This is a genomic window from Marinobacter sp. BW6 (assembly GCF_008107725.1).
Classification (GTDB): domain Bacteria; phylum Pseudomonadota; class Gammaproteobacteria; order Pseudomonadales; family Oleiphilaceae; genus Marinobacter.
In genome coordinates this window covers 283,439-307,433 of record NZ_VIRN01000035.1, presented here as the reverse complement: position 1 = coordinate 307,433, position 23,995 = coordinate 283,439, and the positions used below count along the sequence as shown (strand labels likewise).

21 protein-coding genes are annotated in these 23,995 nt (G+C 55.6%); 6 read left to right on the top strand and 15 right to left on the bottom strand.

The window, feature by feature from the left end; translation table 11 throughout:
• Window positions 1-185 precede the first annotated feature (185 nt).
• Together FMN52_RS19830 and FMN52_RS01445 are read right to left on the bottom strand one after the other, a co-directional pair.
• Window positions 186-356, bottom strand: a complete 171-nt coding sequence (locus FMN52_RS19830; RefSeq protein WP_162851844.1) for a hypothetical protein — start codon at window positions 354-356, stop codon at window positions 186-188.
• 76 nt (window positions 357-432) lie between these two features.
• The gene (locus tag FMN52_RS01445) at window positions 433-1,413 is read right to left on the bottom strand and encodes a LysR family transcriptional regulator (RefSeq protein ID WP_148606945.1); all 981 of its coding nucleotides are present in this window, start codon (window positions 1,411-1,413) and stop codon (window positions 433-435) included.
• Between the two features lie 184 nt (window positions 1,414-1,597).
• Here FMN52_RS01445 and FMN52_RS01440 point away from each other — a divergent pair, with 184 nt between their 5' ends.
• Window positions 1,598-2,062: a MarR family winged helix-turn-helix transcriptional regulator gene (locus FMN52_RS01440; protein ID WP_148606944.1), complete on the top strand. Its 465-nt coding sequence runs from the start codon at window positions 1,598-1,600 to the stop codon at window positions 2,060-2,062.
• A 7-nt stretch (window positions 2,063-2,069) separates the two neighbouring features.
• On the opposite strand, the gene FMN52_RS01435 is transcribed toward FMN52_RS01440, so the two are convergent.
• From FMN52_RS01435 to FMN52_RS01410, 6 genes are all read right to left on the bottom strand, one after another.
• Window positions 2,070-2,639 (bottom strand): pyridoxamine 5'-phosphate oxidase family protein, encoded by a 570-nt coding sequence (locus tag FMN52_RS01435; protein ID WP_148606943.1) that lies wholly within the window; start codon window positions 2,637-2,639, stop codon window positions 2,070-2,072.
• Window positions 2,640-2,764: 125 nt separating this feature from the next.
• Window positions 2,765-3,607 carry an NAD(P)H-binding protein gene (locus FMN52_RS01430; protein WP_148606942.1) on the bottom strand — a complete coding sequence of 281 codons (843 nt, stop codon included), beginning with the start codon at window positions 3,605-3,607 and terminating at the stop codon, window positions 2,765-2,767.
• A gap of 111 nt (window positions 3,608-3,718) precedes the next feature.
• A complete protein-coding gene (locus FMN52_RS01425) occupies window positions 3,719-4,720 on the bottom strand; it encodes an AraC family transcriptional regulator (RefSeq protein WP_148606941.1) in 1,002 nt (333 codons plus the stop codon).
• A 111-nt stretch (window positions 4,721-4,831) separates the two neighbouring features.
• The gene (locus FMN52_RS01420; RefSeq protein WP_148606940.1) at window positions 4,832-5,416 is read right to left on the bottom strand and encodes a protein tyrosine phosphatase-like domain-containing protein; all 585 of its coding nucleotides are present in this window, start codon (window positions 5,414-5,416) and stop codon (window positions 4,832-4,834) included.
• Between the two features lie 52 nt (window positions 5,417-5,468).
• A complete protein-coding gene (rsgA, locus tag FMN52_RS01415; RefSeq protein ID WP_148606939.1) occupies window positions 5,469-6,518 on the bottom strand; it encodes a ribosome small subunit-dependent GTPase A in 1,050 nt (349 codons plus the stop codon).
• Window positions 6,519-6,579: 61 nt separating this feature from the next.
• Window positions 6,580-7,779, bottom strand: coding sequence for an MFS transporter (locus tag FMN52_RS01410; RefSeq protein WP_148606954.1), 1,200 nt, complete (start codon window positions 7,777-7,779; stop codon window positions 6,580-6,582).
• A gap of 392 nt (window positions 7,780-8,171) precedes the next feature.
• Here FMN52_RS01410 and FMN52_RS20070 point away from each other — a divergent pair, with 392 nt between their 5' ends.
• Window positions 8,172-8,306, top strand: coding sequence for a hypothetical protein (locus FMN52_RS20070; RefSeq protein WP_275898157.1), 135 nt, complete (start codon window positions 8,172-8,174; stop codon window positions 8,304-8,306).
• Between the two features lie 11 nt (window positions 8,307-8,317).
• Here the strand turns inward: FMN52_RS20070 and FMN52_RS01405 are convergent, their stop codons facing one another.
• The 7 genes from FMN52_RS01405 to FMN52_RS01375 all read right to left on the bottom strand — a co-directional run bounded on the left by FMN52_RS01405 (window position 8,318) and on the right by FMN52_RS01375 (window position 17,909).
• A complete protein-coding gene (locus FMN52_RS01405) occupies window positions 8,318-8,728 on the bottom strand; it encodes an ACT domain-containing protein (RefSeq protein WP_148606938.1) in 411 nt (136 codons plus the stop codon).
• Window positions 8,729-8,813: 85 nt separating this feature from the next.
• On the bottom strand, window positions 8,814-9,263 hold the full coding sequence (locus FMN52_RS01400) for a PAS domain-containing protein (protein ID WP_148606937.1): 450 nt from the start codon (window positions 9,261-9,263) through the stop codon (window positions 8,814-8,816).
• 181 nt (window positions 9,264-9,444) lie between these two features.
• A complete protein-coding gene (locus FMN52_RS01395; protein ID WP_148606936.1) occupies window positions 9,445-11,181 on the bottom strand; it encodes an isocitrate/isopropylmalate family dehydrogenase in 1,737 nt (578 codons plus the stop codon).
• Window positions 11,182-11,210: 29 nt separating this feature from the next.
• Window positions 11,211-12,680 carry a malate:quinone oxidoreductase gene (locus tag FMN52_RS01390; protein ID WP_148606935.1) on the bottom strand — a complete coding sequence of 490 codons (1,470 nt, stop codon included), beginning with the start codon at window positions 12,678-12,680 and terminating at the stop codon, window positions 11,211-11,213.
• Window positions 12,681-12,828: 148 nt separating this feature from the next.
• Window positions 12,829-15,192 (bottom strand): tetratricopeptide repeat protein, encoded by a 2,364-nt coding sequence (locus tag FMN52_RS01385; protein ID WP_148606934.1) that lies wholly within the window; start codon window positions 15,190-15,192, stop codon window positions 12,829-12,831.
• A gap of 27 nt (window positions 15,193-15,219) precedes the next feature.
• Complete coding sequence (locus FMN52_RS01380; protein WP_148606933.1) at window positions 15,220-16,200, bottom strand: HAD family hydrolase; 981 nt, start codon at window positions 16,198-16,200, stop codon at window positions 15,220-15,222.
• Window positions 16,201-16,280: 80 nt separating this feature from the next.
• A complete protein-coding gene (locus FMN52_RS01375; protein WP_205424876.1) occupies window positions 16,281-17,909 on the bottom strand; it encodes an arylsulfatase in 1,629 nt (542 codons plus the stop codon).
• A gap of 402 nt (window positions 17,910-18,311) precedes the next feature.
• Between FMN52_RS01375 and FMN52_RS01370 the strand changes: the two genes are divergently transcribed.
• Genes FMN52_RS01370 through FMN52_RS01355 form a run of 4 tightly spaced genes read left to right on the top strand, consistent with a single transcriptional unit; the run spans window position 18,312 to window position 23,954 of the window.
• Window positions 18,312-19,496: a thiamine pyrophosphate-dependent dehydrogenase E1 component subunit alpha gene (locus FMN52_RS01370; RefSeq protein ID WP_148606932.1), complete on the top strand. Its 1,185-nt coding sequence runs from the start codon at window positions 18,312-18,314 to the stop codon at window positions 19,494-19,496.
• Window position 19,497: 1 nt separating this feature from the next.
• Window positions 19,498-20,475 (top strand): transketolase C-terminal domain-containing protein, encoded by a 978-nt coding sequence (locus FMN52_RS01365; RefSeq protein ID WP_148606931.1) that lies wholly within the window; start codon window positions 19,498-19,500, stop codon window positions 20,473-20,475.
• Window positions 20,476-20,501: 26 nt separating this feature from the next.
• Window positions 20,502-22,100: a dihydrolipoyllysine-residue acetyltransferase gene (locus FMN52_RS01360; RefSeq protein WP_148606930.1), complete on the top strand. Its 1,599-nt coding sequence runs from the start codon at window positions 20,502-20,504 to the stop codon at window positions 22,098-22,100.
• A gap of 9 nt (window positions 22,101-22,109) precedes the next feature.
• A complete protein-coding gene (locus FMN52_RS01355) occupies window positions 22,110-23,954 on the top strand; it encodes a protein kinase (RefSeq protein ID WP_148606929.1) in 1,845 nt (614 codons plus the stop codon).
• Window positions 23,955-23,995 lie beyond the last annotated feature (41 nt).

Here is a 23,995-nt window from a genome sequence, read left to right as displayed (position 1 = left end):
AACCTGGTCCACCACCGCCAATTTAAAGGCCAGGGAATAATCCCTCTGACTCCTCCGCCTCTTCGTATTCATCACACCCTCCGTAATCTCAAGCAGGAAGGTGTAAACCTTATTCAGGACGGGTCACAGCACATAAAAAAGGGGCAAGGATAAAAATCCTTGCCCCTTTTTTTCATGACGGCCTTTTATTTAAGAACCACCTGCCCGCGGATCACTTTCTGGCCAGAATAGGGACTGCTCACAGCCTCACCGTGATCGTCGATGTCTGATTTTCGGTCTGCCAGCGAAGCGCTGGCTGAGGCAGAGATCAGGGCGATAGAAACAAGAAGCAGTGCTTTGGCAGTTACGTTTTTCATGATGGGTTTCTCCAGTGGTTGATGTCTACGAGAGAAATAGTAACCACTGGAGCAGGCGTACAAATGGACAGGCGTTCTAGTTAATGGGCCGATTGTCTAAACCAGAATCGATCATTGTCAGCGGGCCGCAATCAAGCGCTCTGGCAGCCATCGCTTTTGCCCAACACGCCTTGGCAACCCGTTCGATCACGCTCCGGATCCAGATGATGCCGGGATCCCGGTCGTGGCGGGTATGCCATGCGAGGTATAGGCTGGTTGGCTCCACCTCAATTGGCAGACTGGTAATCGAAATACCAGCGCAGAATTCGCAGTCGCCGGTAATAACTTCCGGAATCGTTGCGACCAGATCGGAGTTCCTGAGCAGATTCGGAACGGCAGAAAAGTGGTTTACCGTTACCGCGACGCGTCTCTCCAAACCCCGTCTGTGGAGTGTATCGTCGACGACGCCATGAGCCTCACCAGACATGGTTGCCAGAAGATGTTGCGCATTGAGAAAGGAGTCAAGGTCAACCAGTTGACCACTCAGATCATGGCCGCTTCTCATGGCCAAAACATAACCGGTGTCGAACAACCACAGGCTTCTCAGGCTGTGGTCATGCTGCTCGAAAAACCCGATCACGAAATCGACGCTCGCTTCGCGAAGGTGGTTCGCCGCGGTGGCCGGCGAGAAAGGCACCGCATGAAGATCAATACCCGGTGCACTTTGCTGCAACTCGGAGACCAGCGGTTGCCAGACCATTTCAAGTATTAAATCGGTGACGGCTACCCTGAACGTTCTGCGGGATTCACTGGGCGTGAAGCGGGTGGAATTTACCGCATTGGACAGTTCGTACAGGGGATTGCGGATTTGGTCCCAAAGGCTTTGCGCATAGGACGTCGGCTCTACCTGCCGTCCCCGCTTCACAAACAAAGGATCTTTCCAGGCCGTCCGCATTCGGGAAACAACATTCGAAACCGCTGGTTGGGTCATGCCGAGGCGATCCGCCGCTCGTGTAATCGAGCCTTCCGTCATTATGGCGCTGAACACGTGTAACAGGTTGAGTTCCTGGTTTTTCATGGTGCCTCCCTCGTGTTTGATGAGGACGTTAGAGAGTGATCCTTACTGCACAGACGTCCTGGAGGCCTATCTGTTACTGAAACTAAACAAGATTCGCATCAAATCCATTAGCTTGACTAACTAGACATTGCCCGGGCTTCAACCTAGGATCATGCATATACACTTCATCGAGCAGGAGCCCATTATGTCTGAGCAGTCATTCGATCAGGAAACAACGCCTCTTGAGGTTGCCAGAACCTGCGCCGCGCTCTATTCCCGTGTTTTTTCCAGGCTGGTAACCCGTCACTACAACCATCACCTTTCCGACACCGGCCTCAGGATTACCCAGTTCTCAATTCTGAATGCCATCAAACTGTCGCCCCCAAACTCCATCAACGAGCTAGCTGAGCTTCTCGGCATGGAGCGGACATCACTTCAGCGAACAGTTGAAAAACTGATTGCCAAGGGCTTGCTGCAATCCCAGCCAACAGGCCATAAGCGTTCACTAGGCCTGGCTCTGACGCCGGAAGGCGAAGACATATACCAGCAGGCATTGGCACGATGGGAAGACGCTCACGCTGAGTTCACCGATATGGTAGGGACAGATGACTGGTCAGAAACCGTAGGCAAACTACGGCGCTACAGCAGTAAACTTCAGTCTACCCTTTGATGTCGATTCAGCCCCCGCCGCGCATAGACTCAAGCAGGGCTTCTACCTCAACCTGAGTGTAGCGAGGGGTTATGTGTTGCGGACAATTCCAGTCAAAGGCTTCGACCCGAATGACCATGCCCTTCTCTACCTTTGCTTCATAGCTATCGCCCTGCAGGTCGTCGAGAATCGACGACTGATCGGGACTCACAAGCGACATCCGTCCAAGGAGTTTCAGTCTTCTACGGTTCGGATAGTCCATCAGGAACAATGCCACGCGATCATTGTTCAACACGTTACCCGTGGTGACGTACTGACGATTACCCGAGTAATCAGCGAACCCGATGGTCGACTCGTTTATTACCTTCAAAAAGCCGACTGGCCCACCCCGATGCTGGATGTAAGGCCAGCCTGTCTCACTGACGCTGGCTACGTAAAAGCTGTCACGAGCTTCAATGAAGGCCCGCTCCCGTTCCCTGAGTAAATGGTTTCGGTCTGGGCCGGTCTCACTGGATGAGTAACCCGACCGGCTGCCCATCTCCTCCTGGACCTGCTTAACGGTCCGGGTAAAAGCGATTTCCGCAAATTTGTGCGCCATGATGGGCTCCTAAGATTCTCTTAGCTCTGTGGTCCTGTTAGCTTTCAGTAACCCGGCCGGTTCAAGTGTTACATCGCGTCGCGATTATTTTTAAACAGCCTCAAATTCAAATTCTGTAGCCGACTTTAGCGTTTTTCCCAGATACCGGTCTTCGCCACTTCCTCTGCGAACGCAGCAAAGTCTTTCGGTGGGCGGCCAAGTGCCTGTTGAACGCCATCGCTCAAATGGGCGTTGCGGCCGTCAAGAACCGTTGCGAAGAGATAATCCAGCATCCAGACCACCTCCTCGGGCGCCCCGGAGTTCTCCATCTCAGTAATAAAGCTCTTGTGAGGAACGTCGATGAATGAAATCTCGCGACCGGTCGCGCGGGAAAGATCGTTTGCCACGTCCGCAAAGGTCATCAGTCTTGGCCCCGTCACTTCATAGATCCGCCCGCTGTGGTTGTCCTGAGTCAGCGCAGCAACAGCCACGTCTGCAACGTCATCGACATCCACGAAAGGCTCGACCTGATCGCCTGCTGGCAGAGTGATCGCGCCATTCAACACCATGTCGATGAATGCGCCTTCAGAAAAATTCTGGTTAAACCAGCTTGCGCGGACGATTGTCCATTCGAGGCCGGATTCCCGAACAATGTCTTCGCAGGCTTGTGCCTCGGCTTCGCCACGCCCGGACAACAGGACGAGTCGCTTCACTCCGCGTCGTTTGGCCAAGCCAACAAACGCCTGGATAGCGTCCGTTGCTCCTGGCATTGCCAGATCTGGTGAGTAAGTGATGTAGGCTGAGGTTGCGCCAGTGAGGCAGGCGTCCCAGCTTTTCTCGTTGGCCCAATCAAAAGACGGGATCGCTGAGCGGGACCCAACTCGAACCTCATGACCAATGCTTTTGAGCTGTTCAACGACGCGTTTGCCGGTTTTCCCGGTACCGCCTACGACAAGAATTGTTTGATGTGCCTGATTGGATGGTTTCATTGACTTGCTCCTTTTCTCGTAAGTGCAAGTCAATTTTCGAGGAACAGTGTTGTTTGTTATTGCCCCAGGGTGCCAGAGTTTGTGCAACTGGCGACAACCTTGAACCCCGCTTCAGCGAGCTCGAAGTCGATAGGATCGTGGCGTCTGTCCCGCCCAACGCTTGAAGGCCCGAGTAAACCCACTTTGTTCCGCAAACCCGGTCAGGAAGGCGACTTCGGCAAGACTGTAGTCTGTCTCACGCAGAAGTCGCTGTGCGAGATCTTTCTGCGCCATGTCGACAACGTTTTGAAACGAATACCCCTGCTCCGACAATCTTCTTTGCAATGTTCGTGCGCCCATATTCAGTTCGGACGCAATCCCTGACAGCTTCGGTACCCCTTCGCTAAGCACGTTGGCGACAGCACGCCGAACTTGTTGTTGCAGGTCGATGTTGCCCTTAAGCGAATTCAGTTGCTGTTCAAGATGTCGGTCAAAAAACTGGGCAATGGATTCGTCGCCCAGTTTGTTGAGAGCTTCGAGGCTTTCTTTATTGACAAGCAACGCATCTCGCCCCGACTCGAAATGGACCGGGCACCCAAAATGCGACGCATAGACTCTGGTATCGCCTCGCGGTGCATGCTTGAAATAGATGGCCATCGGTTTAAAGCTTGAGGAGCTCACTTCCTTGCTAATGGTGTCTACCGCCGACATGCTGGCCTCATTGGAGAGCAGCATGCCTGGACAACCATCCCCCGTTTTTTCAAGGTTGAATAGGAACCCCTGTGTCGTTTCCTCAAGCGAATACGTTTCTGCACTGCCCAGAACATGCCCGTACCGCTCTGCCCTTGTGAATGACCCACGCAAGGTCGGCGCGGATTTCCAGGCCAGGCCGAAAGCGCCGTATTCGTCGCTTCGCATTGAGGCACCGATTTTAAGTGGTAATGAGAGGCCATTCGGATCTCGATCAACCAAAGCAGCAAAGAAATCATAATATTCCGTTGAAGACACCATCTGAGTTGGATCGATGGGGCCCTCCCAGGGAAGCCCAAGTTCGCGTATCAAGTCCCGCGTTTCGACGCCTGGGCTTGCCTGACTGAGGACCTTATAGACATACAGTGACGTTATTTGAGCCATGAGGACATAGATAATCTATGTTCGACTGATTGTGCAACTTCTTGAGTCGGTCAAGGTTGCCAAAAAATGCGGGTAATCAGAGCCCAATGCTGAAGAGCCGGAACGCTCAGATTATGCCGATGAGGGATCCGACCGCCCCTCACATGACAGAAAGCGGCGCCTCTGGCGCAGCATGTAGAGATACATCTGTACGGCAAAGACGAGGTAGACGGATAAGAACGGCAGAAAAAACCACAAAGGCTCGTTGAGATAGTGCTGCATCAAGCGCCAGACGATCATGTTTTCCAGCGCCATACCAATTGGATAAAGCACGATGAAGCCGCTGTAGCGGGCCCAGGCCAACACACGGGTCGCTTTCTGGAGGTAGTACAGATATCTCAAGGTATCCGCGCCGGCCCAAGCCACGCCCAAAACTACAATCATCCACTGTGGCCCGAGAGGCAGAAAGAAGAATAAGAGAACAGATACTGCGATCCGTGCACCGACCTGGATGAGGCTTGCGACAAATGTTGAGCCGGTGTTGCCTCTGGCGGCCGACCACACCTCAATCACAGCCAACACTTGCGAAAGGGCGATCGCGATCACCAGAGCGGTAAGGTTAACCGTACCGGTGACTGATAAAATCAAAACCAGCGAGATCGAGCCCTGCAAACACAGTTGAACAAGGTTGTAGCGGTTCAATTGGCTTGGTTGCATGACGGCCTCGGGAGGTGCTTCCTGTCGTCGCCCACCAGTACTGAGTGGGTACTCATAATCTCTTTCGTTTTATATCTTTGCCATCTTTCACCACTTTCGCGAACGCCCGACCTTGAGCACGTTTCTCTGCCAAGGTTGCCGTCGCCAGAGCATTCTCGCGCAATAGTTTTTTATAGTTAGCTAAGCGACGACTGTCGATTCTGTTTTCCTCTATCGCTCGACGAACGGCACAACCGGGTTCCGTATCGTGCTGGCAGTCAGCGAACCGGCAGTCCTCGGCCAATCGTTCAATATCGTCGAAAACGGCTCCGATTGACTGATCAACATCCGCAATCCGAAGCTCTCGCATTCCTGGAACATCAACGAGAAGCCCTCCGGACGGCAGAATGTGCAATTCGCGATGAGTCGTCGTATGGCGCCCTTTTTTATCATCCTCGCGAATGTCATTCGTAGCAGTGAGCGTTCGCCCTGCCAGTGTATTCAAAAGGGTCGACTTACCAACGCCGGACGAGCCAACGAGAGCCACAGTAGACTGCTTATCAATCCAGGAACGAACACCATCTAGAGTCGAAGTATCAAGCGCATTTGCCGTTTCAACCGCTATTCCGGATTGCGTGTTGCGTGCTCGACGGACGTAATTGTCTACATCGTCAACGAGGTCGGCCTTGGTAAGCACGACAACGGGCATTGCCCCAGCTTCTGCACACAAGGTGAGATACCGTTCCAGACGGGATTCTTTAAACTCTTCATTGCAGGAGCTAACGATAAAAAGAATATCAATATTGGCAGCGATGGGCTGAATTTCATGATTGGTCCCTGCACCCACGCGCTTGAACAGAGTTTTACGCTCAAGGACTTGTTCTATCCGCGAAAGCGACTCATCCAGCACGACCCAGTCGCCCACCGTCGGTCGATCAATGGCCGTTGACTGTCGTAAGGCGGCAGAAAGCTCCACCACCCTCTCACCAGGCTCGGAGAAAACCGTGCAATTGGAACGCTGGACTGAAGTCACACGCCCAAGGCGATTATCTAGCAGACTGACGTTGGTCAGTTGTTGGATAAAGAAAGGAACGAGTCCCAATCTCTCTAACACGTCGCTCATTCTGGTGACCCTGTAGGTGGGAGGATTCCCTTAAATTGTAGCGGCACAGGTACCAAGTCATCTATCGCTCAATCATTTCAACAATCTCGTGAGACGACTGCGCCATCGGCTCAAAATGGGCGTGCTCCCCGGTGGTGAGCAGGGATACATGGCGCACCTGATAGATGGCATAGGCAGCGAGCAAGCCCAGAACAACCGCCATGTAGAACGGCATTCCCTGAATACCCACCAGATTCATGATCGCACCCACCAGCAGTGGTGCCAGGGCAGCGCCAGCACCGTGCAACACCAGCATGTCGGTGGAGCCTGACACCACTTCGTCCGGGTGCAACTGATCCAACAACTGCGCCACGCCCAAAGGGTACAGCGAAAAGGACAGGCCGCCCCATAGAAAGAACATGGTTATCAGCGACCACTTGCTCCAGGCAAATGGCATAGTCAAACACAGAACAGCCGCCAGCGCTGCCACAACGATCAGCACTTTGCGCCGATCCTGTGTATCCGAAAAACGGCCAATCGGGATCTGCAGCAGCGCACCTCCTACAATGGTCAGGCTCATCAGCAGGCCCACTTCAGACAACCCAAACCCCAGCCTGCTCACGTAAAGCGGTGCCATTCCCCAGAACGCGCCCATGGCCAGACCGGAGAGCATTGAGGTAGCAACGGCCAGCGGCGCAAACCCGATAATTTTGTTAAGGCTGCTTTTTGCTCGTTCGGGGATATGGGGCTGGCTGCGACTGGTGATGGTAATGGGCAACAGGGCCCAGCAACTGAGGATTGCCGAGATTGAGAACAGAAGGAACAACTCACCGGGGCTCAGATGCAGCAGCTGCTGCGCCAGGGCAATACCCCCGAGATTGACCACCATGTAAAGCGCAAATACCCGCCCCCGTTCGTGCTTTTCAGCCCGGGTATTGAGCCAGCTCTCCGTCACTGTCATCAGAGTGACCAATGCCAGCCCGTAGAAGAATCGCAGCAGCATCCACGCCCACGGATTGACCCAAAGCGAATGCAACAGGGCGATGGACGCACAAACCGCAGCGCAGAAGGCAAACGTGCGAATGTGCCCCATGCGGCGAATCAGCCGGCCGCTGATAAAGATGCCGCAGGCGAATCCGACGAAGAAACCGGACATGATCATGCCGATAACTGCAGTGGAGAAACCCTGCTCGTTGGCCGTGACGGCCAGAAGCGTATTGAGCAGGCCACTACCGAGCTGCAATAGAGCGACGCTACCAAGAATTGCACCAATTGGGCGCATAAGAGACCAGATACACACCTCCTTCCCCCTGGTTTAAAAGGGCTGGTTTACCTTAGACAGCAAGCACTTGGGGTGTGTTGTTTGACTTTTGTATCGCCCGGATGGCCGTGTCGATACTCACTGGCCTGCAATCGCTGCGCCAGCGCGGCGACGGTCAACCCGGGTTCAGCGCCGCGGGGTTAGCTATTTCCGGCCTCGTCTACGGGTTTTTGCATACGTGCAGTAATGGTTTGTGCATACGTCCAAGAAAGCCTCTTCCAAGTACACTAATGATTAGCTTGAACACAATGCAGCGGCAGACGACTTGTCCTCGCTGTAACTGATCGATTGGAGAAGCTTCTGCGAAAAGGAAGCAGGATCCAACGATAAAACCATTGGAGGTCTTCAAACCTATGAACGTTATCCCTGTGATTACTCTTTTTGGTGGCTTGGCGGCATTTTTCACTCTGGCGGTGGCACTCAGATACGCCGCCGGCAAAACTCAGATGCTTGAGAAGCAGAACGAAAAGCACCTCAACGGCGCCTGAAACCCAGGTGGTTAGCCACCTGGATTGCTTGCTAACTCCTTAAGCGCTCTCATAGCCTCATCAATGCGATCGCTGGGCACAAACATGTGGTCGTGGTAGAACCCGGCAATAACATTGGTGGTAATGCCTCGCTCGGCCAGTAGGCTCGTGACCACAGATGTTAGCCCCAGAGCTTCCAGGCTGGAGTGGCCCTCCAGGGTGATGCGACGAAATACTCTGTAGTAGTCCAGGCCCTCGGCTTTGGCCTCATCCAGAGGAATGACCAATGTAAGGCCTTCCAGTTCGGCAATGCTGACAATTGGCTTGAGGTGTTCTAATTCGCCGTACTTTGCCTTGGGCACAGTGCAGTAGACGTAAGTCGTCTCATCCGATGTTGGCGAGAGCTGCTTGATTAAATCCTGCAGGAACTGTGTTCGCATCATTTTGACTGTCCTTAGGGCGAGGGTCGCCGGATTACAGTAAGGAAACTTGAAACTTTCCCTATGAGCATAGCCAATTACGGCAGATTTAGTTATTAAAATCCGTTGCTGAGTTCCTGATTCCGCTAACTAATGCGATTACTCGCTTCGAAACACCCTGTTCGCCCATCACAGGCGAATAAAGGGCATCCAACCAGACATCGTGTCCAGCGGCGTGAATCGCCGGGAAACTTCCCTGCTTTACGTTACCGGTGACCAGCTCCCGCCAGAATCTGATGTAGTCCTCGCTTCTGGCGTAATCGCTGGCACAGAAAACCCGGTGGTGTTGGCCGATGAGCGCGTCACGTTCATAACCCAGTAGCTCCAGGAACCCCTTGTTCACGCTTTCGACAATGCCATCCTGCGTCATAACCAAAACCGCCATGGCTTGCTCAACGGCCCGGAAATCCGACTCAAGCTCCCGCACGCGGTTTTCAGCAGCTTCAAGCTTTGCGAGCGCCTCCTGCAATTCCAGTTTCTTTCGGTTATAAAACGCCATTAAGGTAGGCCCCTGTATGAAAACTCTGGCTGTCATCGTAGATGGGCGCCATGATGCTCCCTCGCACCCTTTAGAGCTTACGTTAACGCCTTTGGCCGGATCAGATCGCCAATGACTGGCACCACGAAACAGATCTCTACACAGTAGGATCCTGGATCCGGCGCTCCACTGGTCTCACGGATCACTGGAGCGTTTTCTCCACGGCTTCAAGAAAACCAACCATATCCACCACCTGCTCCGAATCCGGATCAACAGTTTTGCCCTTCAGATCGGCAGTGACGGTGCCACGATCCACCGTATCGGTTAACGCGGCCTTGAGTTGAACGGCGTACTGGCTCAGGGGCTCGTTGCCCTCCCGCTCACCCAGGGATTCCAGGGCGTTGGCCAGAGCGAAGATCAACGCTGAGGGGTTGAAATGGGCGACCTTGCCGTCGCTCTCCAGATACTGCAAATAAAGATCGTGAGCGGTGCCGTGGGGAGCCTCGAACAGCATGGTGCCGTCCTTGCTCTCGATGATCGAACTGGCGGTCGCCAGGCTGCCGCCGAGCGCGGCCGAAATGTCCGAGAAAATGTCCCCATCCAGGTTCTGGGAGGGATAAAGCGCATTTCTGGGTGGGTCTGTGATCATCTTCTTTAGCTGGCTCGAAGGCCGCATGATCATGAACGATGGCGGCGGCGTGTGCTCGCTGGCCAGCTCCCTGCGCACTTCCGTAATCACTTCACTGTAGACTTCGTCGTACTCCATGTACTCGCGTTTGAGACCGAAATACACCTCCTTATCCTTGCGCGAGGCATCCCGGAACACTTGCAGGACCCAGTCCTTGATCGCTTCCCGGTCATTGGACATGAGCAGCATGGGATCGCCTTTCCTTACCCGGCGGGCATGCTTCTCGTCACCGTCCACGATGACCTTGAGAATGCCGTCTTCCTTGGCTGCCATATTGAAGCTGCCGTACTGGTCGCCGCCACCGGCACTCATGCGGGAGATGGACACATGGGCACCCCGGCTCGGAATGCCGAACTCCCGAAGCTGATTCACCAGCTTGAGCAACTTGCGCCCGGTGGTGTTATCCGGAACACCCCAAAGAGCGCGCTTTGGTGGGTTGGAGACAATACGCGCCGCCTGGGCATCAATAAGCTCGTAGTAGTAATGGAGCCCCAGATCCTCAATCTGCTTCTTGTAGTCGCTGTGATAGATGTCCTCGATCACCGAGCGCATGGCGCCGTCGTAGCCCGGGATCACGGTATCTTTAAGGCCGAGGTACACATCCCGTTTCTCTGCGATCGCACGCTGGAAGAAGCGGTGGGCCCAGGCTTTTACGTCTTCTATGTCGTTGGTTGCCAACAGCCAGGGATCGCCTTTTCGGATCTCACGGCGATGCAGCTCCACAGGATCGCCACTACTACCAACGAACATCAGTTTGACCACACCGGTTGCCAATGACAGCTGGTTGAAGCTGTCCTTGATGCCACCGAATTCCATGGTATCCACCTCAATATCACGCCCTACCCACTCCGGCCGGCGGATATTGAGGTTGCGAAACTGGATGTCTTCCCGGGTAATGTTGCCACTGATACCCTTTCGGATAGCGCCATTCGGCGATTTGGTCGCCAGAGGATGCAGGTTGTTGCCGTCCACATCCGGGTGCTTGCGGAGCAAGTCCTCCAGCTGCTGCCGGTTTACCGTCATGCCGGCGTTTTTCACACCGACACCATGACGCTGAAGCGCATCGATGGCATCAATAACCACTTGGCCATTGGTCAACAGGCGGTTCTCCGCAGACAGATCAATTTCTTCAAGCTGAATATCAAGCCGAGAGCTCACGAATTTCTTGAGAATATGCTCGAACGCAACCTGGGCCATTTCGTCGCCGTGAAGGATCACGAGAGGCGAGGTCACACTGATTCTGCTGTCCATGGATGTCTCCCTGCTGTTTGTTGGCCGTTTCAGTCCTGCTGCGATGCCGACTGCTTGATGCCTAACCGCTCGTTGACGGTATCCCGGATTTCCCGGTAACGCTCCGGATTCTTGGCCAGGGTCTCCAGATTGTCCTCGGGGAATATTTCTTTTTTCTTCTTGCCGGCTTCCTCACTGTTAAAAATAGACGGCAAAAGCTCTTCCAGGCAACGCAACATGACTTCCGGCGACACCGACGCCCCGGGCGATGCACCCAGCAGCGTTCCGTAGGTCTTGTCTTTTGAGACGAGTATCTCTGTACCCATTTGCAGATCCCCGTCCCGGATGATCTGTACGCGCTGGCCCGCCTCGACGGCTTTCCAGTTGAACTTTTTACTCATGCCCGGGGCGAAGCTGTCCAGCTCCTCGAACATGCTCTTTTCACCCTTGAAGGTTTCAGACACCAGGTACTTAACCAGGGGAAAATGCTCAAGAGCCACATTGAGCAGGCCCGGAATATCGTGCAGGCGCATGGCGCGCAGGTAATCCAGGAAGCCACGGCCTCTCTCAAGCACCGGTTTGAACGAGGCAAAGGGGCCGAACAGTAAGTAGTACTGGCCATCTGCAACTCGCAGGTCCAGGTGCGGTACGGACATCGGAGGCGCGCCCACCTTGGCCTTGCCATAGGTCTTGGCCCGATAGTGCTCAGCCTGCTCGGCAGTGATCAGCGCCTGCAGGAAGCGACCTCCGACCGGAAAGCCGGTGAACCGACGGGCGAAAGGCAGGTGGCTCTTCTTCAGGATCGGGAATGCACCGCCTCCGGCACCGACAAACAGAACGTCCGCCTTGTATTGACGATCCCCCCCTCTGCCCTGCGTTTCAACAAGCCAACTGCCAGCGGGGCTTCGATGCACGCGTTTAACGTGGGTGCCGTATTCAATCTTTACGCCCAGGTCATTCACCGCATGTTTAGCCATTTGCTCAGTCAACGCACCGAAGTTGACGTCCGTACCCGTTTCAATAACGGTTGCCGCCATTTTTTCATGGCGAGAGCGCTCTTCCATGGTGTAAGGAATCCAGCTCTTGATCTCATCGAAATCTTCCGAGTAGCGCATCTGTTCGAAGAAATGGTGGGCGGACATCTCGTTGAAACGCAGTTTCAGCTCAGGAATTGATGGTTCAGAGACGATGGTGCAGTGCTTGGTCTGGTTGATAAACGACTTGGGGTCCTTGATGGCCCCCTTCTGGATCAGATAGGCCCAGAACTGCTTGGCCACATTGAATTGAGCGTGAATCTTCTCAGCCTTTTCGACCGAAATAACCTCTTCGTCTACCGGCGTGTAGTTCAACTCACAATTCGCCTCGTGCCCAGTGCCGGCGTTATTGAATACCCAGGAGTTTCCCGCCCCGGGACCGTCCAGTCTTTCAAGAATCGTGATATCGAGTTCCGGTGCCAGCTCTTTCGCCAGGGTGGCGAAGGTGGTGCCCATGATTCCCGCACCAATAACAATTACGTTCATGCGTTCTACCCGCCAGAGTCAAATTTCTGAAATTATTCAGCAAGTTTACTGAACTGACGGTAGCACGCTTTTGCAATTTACGAAAAAGCGCTCGATGAAGTCATCAACGATAATCGTCGCATCCGCTTTATCTGCCGGTATCCTGAGTTTAATTCAGCCGGGTCTCCAGATCCCGCACCAGCCGTTCAGCCTGAGGATCCTCTGGTGACGATGCCTTAAGTCGACGGGCCCAGATCAGAGTTTCCGAGAGCCGGCCTTGCTGCATAGTCAGGAATACCATCGCGTTCAGCAGCCCAGGGTCCGTGGGATGTCTTTCCAGCCCTTTTAGAAGAACCTCTTCAGCGGTTTCCAGGCTGCCCATTCGGACTAGTACCAAACCATGATTATAGGCCACGCGAGGGTTCTCGGGACTCAGCAAGCCGGCTTGTTCGAACCGGAACAGCGACTCTGGGAGATCGCCACGTTCGACATAGACGAGCGCCAAAAGGTAGGCCATGTGGCCACGATCCGCTGCGGGGGATTCCTTTCGATCGACACCCTCCACAAGCACCTTGGTAGCGAGGTCTGTCCTGCCCTGTTCGCTGGCCAGGATCGCAAGATTGACCCGCGCCGGCGTGAAGGCTCCATCCATCCTGAGCGCTCGCTGATAATGCTCGATCGCCTCCGAATGCCGGCCTTCACGATCAAGATAGGCCGCGAAGTTCAGGCGGGTTCCCGGAAGCGTCGCCATCTCCTGAGCGCGTCTTTCGTAGTCCGACTTCAGGGATTCAATACGTGCACGACTCTCCTCAGGAAATTCCAGAATATCCACGCCCGCTAGCGCGCGAATAGCCTGGTCCTGCACCGCTTTGGGCTGGTCCGGCGCCAACTGGCGTTGCAACCAGTCAACGCGATCCCCGGCTGGCAACATGGCTGCGCTGTTTGCCGCGTAGGCCTGAACGAGAGGGTCCGTCGCCAACAACCCTGAACGCAGTGCTGATCCGGCCTGCGTACCAAAGCCGGCCAGATGCTCGGCAGCAGTTGCCCGTGCTATTGGCGGCGCACCGGGATTACGGATCAGTGCGGCAAGACGAATAAACGCATCGTCCTCTGCCTGCCCGAATGCACTAAGCGCTTGCGCAAAGTGCTGTGGCCGCTGGGGTGATTCGAACCATCCATCAATAACGTTCACTGCCCACTCAGCCGTTTTTTCATCGTGGCAATCGTTACAGGCGTTCGGACTCCCGGTGCTCAGGGTCAAATCCGGGCGGGGAATCCGGAAGCTGTGATCCCGTCGCGGGTCAACAACCATGTATGTCTTTTCAGCCATATGGCAACTAACACACATTGCTCCCTTCGAATCCAGGGGATGGTGGTGATGAGCCTCGGTCGAATAGTTGCCCGCTTTCAGGGAAGGGAATCGATCAGGAGGCGAGGCATTATGACACTGAAGACAAAGGCCGTTACCTTCGACCAGAAGCTCCGTGGTGTGCGGATCGTGACAATCCAGGCAATCGACCCCGGCCGCCGCCATTTTGCTCTGGGTGAAAGACCCGTAGACGTATACTTCACCCTGAATCTGGCCATCGGGATAATAAAGATCCGGTCTCAAGGTCGCGGGCAACGCCTTGTCGAGGTAGGGCTCCTGCGCGTGATGTCCGTCTTTCAGGGCCTGGCGACGGCTGTGGCAATAGGCGCACGCCTCAACCACTTGCTCGCCGTTCATCGCACTGAAATCAAGCTTCAGCCCCATCTCCCCAGCACTGAGCTTATTGTTGGTGTGGCCTTGGCGGTTGCCAGCCCATTCAACGTGTTCCCGCCCGGGGCCGTGACAGCCCTGACAGCCAACATTCTGTTCCTGCCAGGTGGTCGCAAAAGTATCTGTCTGCGAATCGTAATTCATGCGCAGATTGGTGGAATGACAGTCCGCACACATGGCGTTCCAGTTCTGGTAACGCCCGGTCCAGTGCAAAGCGTCATCAGGCGCAAACCGCTCACCGGGATAGAGCGAAAACCAGCGCTGCCCGCCCTCTTCCCGTTTTCGGGTATCCCAAGCAATCGTTAACGCCTGCAGGCGCCCGCCCGGAAATTGGACCAGATATTGCTGGAGTGGAAAGTACCCAAAAGTGTAGGCGATCCGGAACTCTTCGGGCGCACCAGCATCGCCTTCGGTTTCAACAAAGTACTCGCCATCCCGCCTGAAAAACCGGGCGCTGACAGCGCCATCGCTGAAGTCCGTGTCCTCGAAGGCACCAAGAATCCATTCCTCGGCAGCGGGCCGCATCGCCCAGGCATGGTCGGAATCGGACCAGGCTTTGGCGGTTTGCTGATGGCAGCCTTCGCAGGTGGAGGCCGGCTCGTAGCCGTGCTCCGCTGCCGCCTGGCCAGGCGCTTTTTCTGGCCAGGCCAGGCTCGGCATCAGACTGGAAACGACCAACAAAATAAAAAGCAGCGACAGTCTCTGAATGCTGGAACAGAAACGTAATGGGAAACGGGTATGCAGAACCCGTGACAGCCGACAGGAACGAGTCATACATCAACACCCTCTGCCCGTCGTCCGTTACTGACCACCGTTCGGATAGATCACTTCCCAGTCAGACTTCATATCGACCACCACCCAGCCCCGGTCCGGAGCTTCATCAAGCGCCTGGTCCAGTTTTCCGACGTGGCTTTTACGATCGTACGCCCATTCACGCTCCGCGTCGGTGTGATGAACGATGACACCAAGGCGTGGGCCCTCTCCTGAGGTGCTCCATTGCAACATCTGCAGGTCGCCATCTGAGTTTCCGAAAGCGGCAATGGGCCGTCGGCCAATATGAAGGTTGATGCCAACCGGCTTTCCTGCCTTGTCGTCAATGAAGTTCAGCTCCGGAAGTTTCACCAGGACGGGCTCACCATCGCGCATTTGAAACTCTGTCTTGATGCTGGAACCAACCACCTGCTCCGGCGGCACGCCGTAAACCGCCTCGGAAAATACCCGCATAAGCTCTACGCCTCCACCGGACACAATAAAGGTTTTAAAACCGTTGGCGCGCAGGTAATCCAGCACCTCCAGCATCGGTTGATAGACCATTCCGGTGAAGGGCTTTCCGGTCTCGGGATGCCGGGCCGTCTCCAGCCAATCCGCCACTTGTGCTTCAAACTCGTCGGTCGTCATACCAGCATGGGTCGCCATGATGATCTTCATCAACGCTTCCTCACCGCCAGCCAGGGCCGACTCAAGATCATTATCGAGGATGCCCTTAAACGGTTGTTGATCCTTCCACTCAGGGTGGGATGGTGCAAGAGCTTTTACCCGATCAACCGCATAGAAGAGCTGGCTATAGGCCGGTTTCTCAGCCCACAGGGTCCCGTCGTTATCGAACACCGCGATACGCTCCGCCGGTGGCACATAATCAGGGCTGTCTTCTTCGGTAACGAGTTTAACGAACTCCACAATTGCCGTTTTGCTCGCCCCGTCGTTCCAGGAAGGTAAGGGTTCCGCAGCCAGCGTGGGAGACACGAACAAAAACAGGACGATCAGGGCATATCTCGCAAACATAAGCTGGTCCTTCAGTTAATTTGCAGGAGGCGCGCCTGACCACAAGGGTGCCAGGCGCGTCATGGGGTGAAGCTAACGAATCAGCGTGTCCCACCTGTCTCCTTGAGTTTCTCGACAATACCTTCGAGATTAAACGACCCTGGCTTCTGGCTCGGCGGGTAGTCGATAAAGGTCTGGGCATACTTGGCTGCCGCTGCCTGCATTGGCACCAGGACAAATGCGTGATCCAGGAACCAGTCGTTGTAGGTGTTCGCGCTATGCTGCGCCTTCTCGAACGGGTCACGACGAAGGTTGAACAACAGCGGCACACGAAGCTCTGTAAACGGCTCCCGCCAGACCTCAAAGGCTTCGGCGCGATTCTCATAGAATACCGCCTTCCAGTCGCCCAGGCGGATGGCTACCATCTGGCCGTCGTCATTGAAGTACCAGAACTCCTTGCGTGGAGACGCCGCAATATCGGCGTTTATGGATTCGAAGGAACCAGCCTTCGACAGATATTCCGTCATGTCGTATCCGTCCAGGTGGTTCTTGTAATTCCGGCCGATCGCCTCGTAGCCATCCAGCAGATCTTCCTTGAGATCCTCTTTGCCCGCAGCGGCGGCGAACGTGGTCATCCAGTCTTCGTGGGCGACCAGGCCATTAATAGTTGTGCCGGCAGGAAACTCCCCGGGCCAACGTACAAAGGCCGGAACGCGGTATGCACCCTCCCAGTTCGAGTTTTTCTCACTGCGGAACGGCGTAGTGCCGGCGTCTGGCCAGGTGTTGTAATGGGGACCGTTATCGGTTGAATAGAACACAATGGTGTTGTCCGCGATACCCAGTTCTTCGAGCTGATCCAGCAGCTCGCCCACATGTCGGTCGTGTTCAACCATGCCGTCATGGTACTCGTTACCGCTCGCCCCACTTATCCCGATGTGCTCTTCTTTAACGTGGGTGCGGAAGTGCATGCGGGTGGCGTTCCACCAGGTAAAAAAGGGCTTGCCAGCTTCATGTTGGCGCTTGATGAAATCTTTGGCAGCGGCCAGTGTCTCCTCATCAACAGTCTCCATCCGCTTTTTGGTGAGCGGGCCGGTATTTTCGATGTCCTGCGTGCCATCGTCGTCAACGGTGACTTTCATCACACCCCTTGGCCCCCACTTCTCTGCGAACGTTTCCCCGCTGGGTAGCACGTAGTCGCCCGGGTAGTCGCGATGCTCCGGTTCTTCTTCCGCATTCAGGTGATAAAGGTTTCCGAAGAATTCGTCAAAACCGTGGTTGGTGGGCAGGTGTTCATCCCTGTCACCGAAGTGGTTCTTACCAAACTGACCGGTGGCGTAGCCAAGGGACTTCATAACCGCCGCAATGGTGATATCTGACTCCTGCCATCCTTCTTGCGCCCCAGGAAGGCCGACCTTGGTCATGCCCGTGCGAACGGGGCTTGTACCGCCAACGAAGGCGGCACGGCCAGCCGTGCAGGACTGTTGGCCGTAATAGTCGGTGAAGGCGATACCTTCATTGGCAATGCGGTCGATATTAGGGGTGGTATAGCCCATCATGCCGCGGTTGTTGTGGCTGATATTCCAAGTGCCAATATCATCGCCCCAGATGACAAGGATATTGGGCTTCTGCCCCTCGGTTCCCTGAGCCTGGGCCAGAGAGCTCACCGACAGTACCAAACCTGCGGCAAGCCACAGCATCAATCTTACGGATATTTCTAACCGAATAACCATCACAATTCTCCTGATGTCAAACAGCCGTCGTTCTCCGACACTGCCGAATGACATCCTCAAGCCGTGATGGCTACTATTCGGTCAGGAACGTCCTATTCCCTAAATACAAAGCTAAATTTAGATCAGAGTGTTTGCTTTGCCAAATATCCAATTGGAATTTTAGTCGACGTCTCCCGGTTGCCCTCTGGAAAGATCTCTTTTTTTCGTTTTTAGGGTTTCAAGAGTCTCAGGCGGCTCAAGAAAATCTCGAGACGAGGGTCTACCCCTAAACCGCAGTTTACGTTAAGGTAAACGTCACTTGGCACGAATCACACCAGATTCCGCCAGGCTGTCTACAATGACATTAACTACACTCCCACAAGGAGTGTTTGTTCCTCAGGCCATTACCCCAGGAAGAGGATTATGACAACAACAAAGTCCAAAGTTGTGTATTCCCCAGTGTTTACCGACGGTGCGGAATTCCGGATTCCCACGTTCAAGCTCCTGAAACAGGACGGCAAGCTCTACAAGAGCGCCAAGGCTCCTGATCTCGACAAAGACAAGGCCCTTCGTATCTATCGGGCCATGGTCACCACCCGAATACTCGACGAGCGCATGCTAGCCGCCCAACGGCAGGGCCGTTTGAGTTTTTACATGCAGTGCACCGGTGAAGAAGCCGCCGTGATCGGCAGTGCCGCGGCACTCGACGATGGTGACATGATCATGGCGCAGTATCGGGAGCAAGGTGCCCTCGCCTACCGCGGCTTTACCATCGACGAATTCATGAACCAATTGTTCGGCAACGAGATGGACTACGGCAAAGGCCGCCAGATGCCGGTGCATTATGGCTCGAAGAAGCTGAACTACATGACCATTTCCTCGCCGCTGGCCACCCAGATTCCCCAGGCCGCGGGCTATGCCTATGGTCAGAAACTCCGGGGCGAAGGTCTCTGCACCATTACCTATTTTGGTGAAGGCGCCGCCTCGGAAGGCGACTTTCATGCTGCCCTGAATATGGCAGCGGTTCACCGCGTGCCGGTGATTTTTCTGTGCCGCAATAACGGTTACGCCATCTCCACGCCGGCCGCCGAACAGTTTGCTGCCGACGGCGTTGCACCCCGGGCTTACGGCTACAAGATGGATGTGATTCGGGTGGATGGTAACGACATTCTTGCGATGTACCAGGCCACTCAGGAAGCCCGAAAGCTGGCTGTGGAACACAACCGCCCAGTGCTGATTGAGGCCATGAGCTATCGCCTGGCTGCCCACTCTTCCTCAGATGACCCCTCCGGCTATCGCAGCAAGGATGAAGAGGCGGTTTGGCGCGAGAAAGATCCGATCCTGCGCATGCGCCTCTGGCTGGAAAGCAAGAAATGGTGGAGCGAGGACGACGAAAAGCAGCTCCAGGAAAACATGCGCCGTGAAGTACTGGAAACCATGAAACGGGCCCAGAAGCGTCCACCGCCACCGCTCGAATCCCTGGTAAGCGACGTCTACGACGAGGTGCCACCTGCCCTGGCTGAGCAGTTCGACAAATTGAAAGCACACATTCGCCGCAACCCGGATGAATACCCGAAGAGTGCCGAACACGCCAAGGGAGGAGCCTGAGATGTCCAAGATGAATATGCTCCAGGCCATCAACAATGCCCTCGATACCGCCATGGCGGAGAACGAGCGGGTTCTGTGTTTCGGTGAGGATGTTGGGGTCTTTGGCGGTGTTTTCCGCGCCACCAGCAACCTGCAACAGAAATACGGCAAGGCCCGTTGCTTCAACACGCCGCTGGTAGAGCAAGGAATCATCGGGTTTGCCAACGGCCTCGCAGCCCAGGGTTCGGTGCCGGTGGCCGAGATCCAGTTTGCCGACTACATCTTCCCGGCGTTTGATCAGATCGTGAACGAATCCGCCAAGTTCCGCTATCGTTCAGGCAACCTGTTCGACGTAGGCGGGCTGACCATTCGCGCGCCTTACGGCGGCGGTATTGCTGGCGGTCTGTATCACTCCCAGTCGCCGGAGGCCTACTTTGCCCATACCCCGGGCTTGAAAATCGTAGTGCCACGCAACCCGCATCAGGCAAAAGGTCTGCTGCTTGCTGCTATCCACGATCCCAACCCGACCCTGTTCTTTGAGCCCAAGCGACTGTACCGGGCCTCGGTGGGTGAAGTGCCGGATGAAGACTATCGCCTGCCACTGGGCGAAGCCGAAGTCACCAAGGAGGGCACGGACGTCACGATTCTGGGCTGGGGCGCCCAGATGGAAGTGATTGACCAGGCCGTCGAACGGGCTGAAAAAGATGGCATTTCCTGTGAGGTCATCGACCTGAGGACCATTTTGCCCTGGGATGTGGAAACCGTCGCCAACTCCGTGTTCAAGACCGGAAGGCTGGTGGTCACCCACGAAGCTCCCCTGACCGGCGGATTCGCCGGTGAAATCGCCGCCACGATTCAGGAACGCTGTTTCCTGTATCTGGAGTCTCCGATCGCTCGGGTAACCGGGATGGACACCCCTTTCCCGCTGGTGCTGGAAAAAGAGCACCTGCCCAACCACCTGAAGGTCTACGAGGCCATCAGGGCGAGCGTTGAATTCTAGGCTGATATCAGGACAGGAGAGCGACTATGAGTGATTTTATACTGCCCGATATCGGCGAAGGTATCGTGGAATGTGAACTGGTCAAATGGCTGGTCAGTGAAGGCGATGTGATTGAAGAGGATCAGCCAGTCGCTGAGGTGATGACCGACAAGGCTCTGGTGGAGATTCCAGCGCCCTACAAGGGTCGGGTGACCCGCCTTTACTACAAGGAAGGCGATATCGCCAAGGTCCATGCCCCGCTGTTTGAGCTGGTGGATGAGAGCGAAAGTGGTGGCCAGGCGCCGTCGGCCAGCTCTCCGGAGCCTGCCAACCCTGAGCCGGATGGCGAGACCAAAACGGGATCTACCGCAACTCCGGCGTCTGACGATAACGCCACCGAGGACTTTATCCTGCCGGATATCGGAGAAGGGATAGTCGAATGCGAGGTTGTGGAATGGCGAGTCGCCGAGGGTGACGAGATCGAGGAAGACCAGCCTGTTGTCGACGTGATGACCGACAAGGCCATGGTTGAGATTACCGCCCCCAAAGCCGGGCGCGTAACCAAGCTCTATCATCAACAGCAGGCCATGGCCAAGGTTCATGCCCCGCTGTTCGCGTTCATTCCCCGGGATCGGGAAGCACCGGACGAGCCCAAAGCCAAAGCGGAGCCCGCTGCTCAACTCTCAACCGCAACGGCCTCACCTGTGGCTACGGCCAGCCGACAGCGAATTCCTGCCAGCCCGGCCGTTCGTCGTCTGGTTCGGGAGCACGAGCTCAACCTCGGTGATATCACCGGCTCCGGTAAGGATGGCCGTGTGCTGAAAGCCGATGTACTGGCTCATCTTGAGGAAGGCCCAAAACCTGCTCAGACTCAGGCGCCCGTCAACGATACGCACGCTTCCACCACTGGTCGTGGCCGCGGGCAGCCGGCGCCCGAACAGGACGTTCGGGTCGAGCCCATCCGCGGCATGAAAGCCGCCATGGCGAAAAGCATGGTGAGATCGGCCACCACCATTCCTCACTTTATCTACAGCGAGGATATCGATGTCACCGACCTGCTCAAGCTACGAGAGCAACTGAAACCGGAGGCAGAGGCACGGGGCTCAAGACTGACCCTCATGCCCTTCTTCATGAAGGCCATTGCGCTGGCCGTGCAGGAATTCCCGGTACTCAACAGCCAGCTCAACGACGATGTGACGGAGATTCACTATCTGCCCCAGTGCAACATCGGGATGGCAGTGGATGGTAAGGCAGGTCTGATGGTGCCCAATATCAAGGGCGTCGAGAGCCTGTCGTTACTAGGAATTGCCGATGAAGTCGCTCGCCTGACAGAAGCGGCCCGCTCGGGTCGCGTCAGCCAGGAAGACCTCAAGGGTGGCACCATCACCATCTCCAACATTGGCGCACTGGGCGGCACCTACACCGCGCCCATTATCAATGCGCCGGAAGTGGCCATTGTTGCCCTGGGGCGCACGCAGAAACTGCCCCGGTTTGATGCCGATGGCCAGGTGGTGGAACGCGCCATCATGACTGTGAGCTGGGCCGGCGATCATCGCATTATCGACGGCGGCACCATTGCCCGATTCTGCAACCGCTGGAAAGGTTATCTGGAATCGCCTCAAACCATGCTCCTGCATATGGGCTGACACTTCATCATGGCGCAGAAGACTCAGCTGCAGCAGTTCTACATCCCCGAAGAGCAGTCGATCTATCTGCTCAGCCATGATGATGCGAAGAAGCTCAAGGACTGGGTGGCGCTCTGCGCCGCCCAGCTCCGCCAACTCGGTTATGAAGACATTCAGTTGATTGGCAAGGGCGCATACGGATTTGTATTCTCTGGCCGCCTACCCGGAACCGGGGTCGGCGGTCCAGAACACGTCTTCAAGTTCACTCGCATCAACCTGCCCCGACATCTTCAGGACCGCCTCGAAGATGAAGCCTATATTCTGGAACAGGTCCGGCATCCCAGAGTGCCCCGGCTGATTTCCTACCAGCGAGCCAATAACCAGCCGATTCTGGTAATGGAGCGTGCCGCCGGGTTGAACCTGGAAGAGGTTTCCCTGCGAGATGGGCGCCTGAAACCCCGGCTCGTTATGCGCATTGCGGACCAGCTTGCCGACATCCTGCGCAACCTGCGCCGAGAGAACGGGCCCGCCGGCAGGCCGATCGTCCATGGCGATATCAAACCTTCCAATCTGGTCTTCGACGCCAGCACGGAAAACATTGCCCTGATCGACTGGGGCTCCTCCGTGTTTGCCCAATTGGACGCCAACCAGCAATTCATTACCGCCAACGTCATGGAGCTGATGTCCGATAACGTGCAGCAGACCAACGCTCGGCTCGGGGACGTCTATTTCATCGGCGATGAACAGCTAAACGGCGGCCTGTCTTCTCCCCGGTTTGACGAACAGGGTGCAGCCGGCACCCTCTATGCCCTGGCGTCCGCGCAATCGTGCCGTTTTGGTCATCGTGCCATTCCGGCCACTTCCCTGGGGCTGCCCATGGAGTTTGCCCGCATGCTCGACGGCATGCTGTCGCCGGATCCGGATACGCGACGCCAAGCCGGCGATTACTATCTCAGAGAAATGCCGCGGATGGCCCGGACGGTGATGATTGATCTTCCGGAAAGACCAGTCACGGCACAGGTGCCGGTGTGGGTGCGGGCCTCAGACCAGGAAATTGACACGGTGGTTTACAGCTCCCGAAAATCGTTCCTCAGGGAGGAAGGCGCACCGGAAACCCTCAACGACGTCAATGACGTGCAGCTGGACCGCTACTACAAGAACTTCATGCAGGGCATGGGCGAAACCGAAAAGGCGTTTCTGGCCGCCGTCAGCCGGCTCGGGCGTTACCCGGTGGAAGGTGGACTGGCTGTGCGCTGGGAAACCGATGGCGTCTACATTGATACCTCCCTGAATCTGCACGATCCGGCCTTGAAGTCTGCGTTTGTGCAGGCCGTCAACAATATGGTCTACCTGGCTCAGGCGATTTACCGTAAGGGGATTTTCAAAAGCTGCCTCTTTAACGCCCGGAACACGTTGCACATTGATCGCGACGAACCCGACCAGCCGTTTCTGGTGTCGCCGGACATGAAGCTGCATTACGAGGTCAGTGCCGCACCAGAGGTGGAAGACGAAAGTCGCGTTCACTCCTACTTTGAAGACGGCCCGGATCCGGAGGAATTTCTCGTTCTTCCTGAAACCATCATTCGTTCGCTTGAGGCACTGAACAATATTCACCACACCGGCATGATCATCTTCGAAGCCCTGCCCCGTCATCTCAAAATCCATAGCCACTATCGTCTGCTCGACCCTGATCAGGAACCCGAGTTCAGCCGGCTGTTAGATGAGATCCTGTCAGCTGTTGAACAAATCACCGGCCTCGGCGTATCCGGCTTTATGAAGATGCCTTACAAGGACACCCGGTTCTTTCCCCACATCGAGCGGCTTCCCGAACGCTACTACCCGCGCAATCCCAGGACTGAGCAAGTTTCAACCTGAGCGAAAACACAGCTTCAGTTTTAAGAGTCCGAGCCGATAAC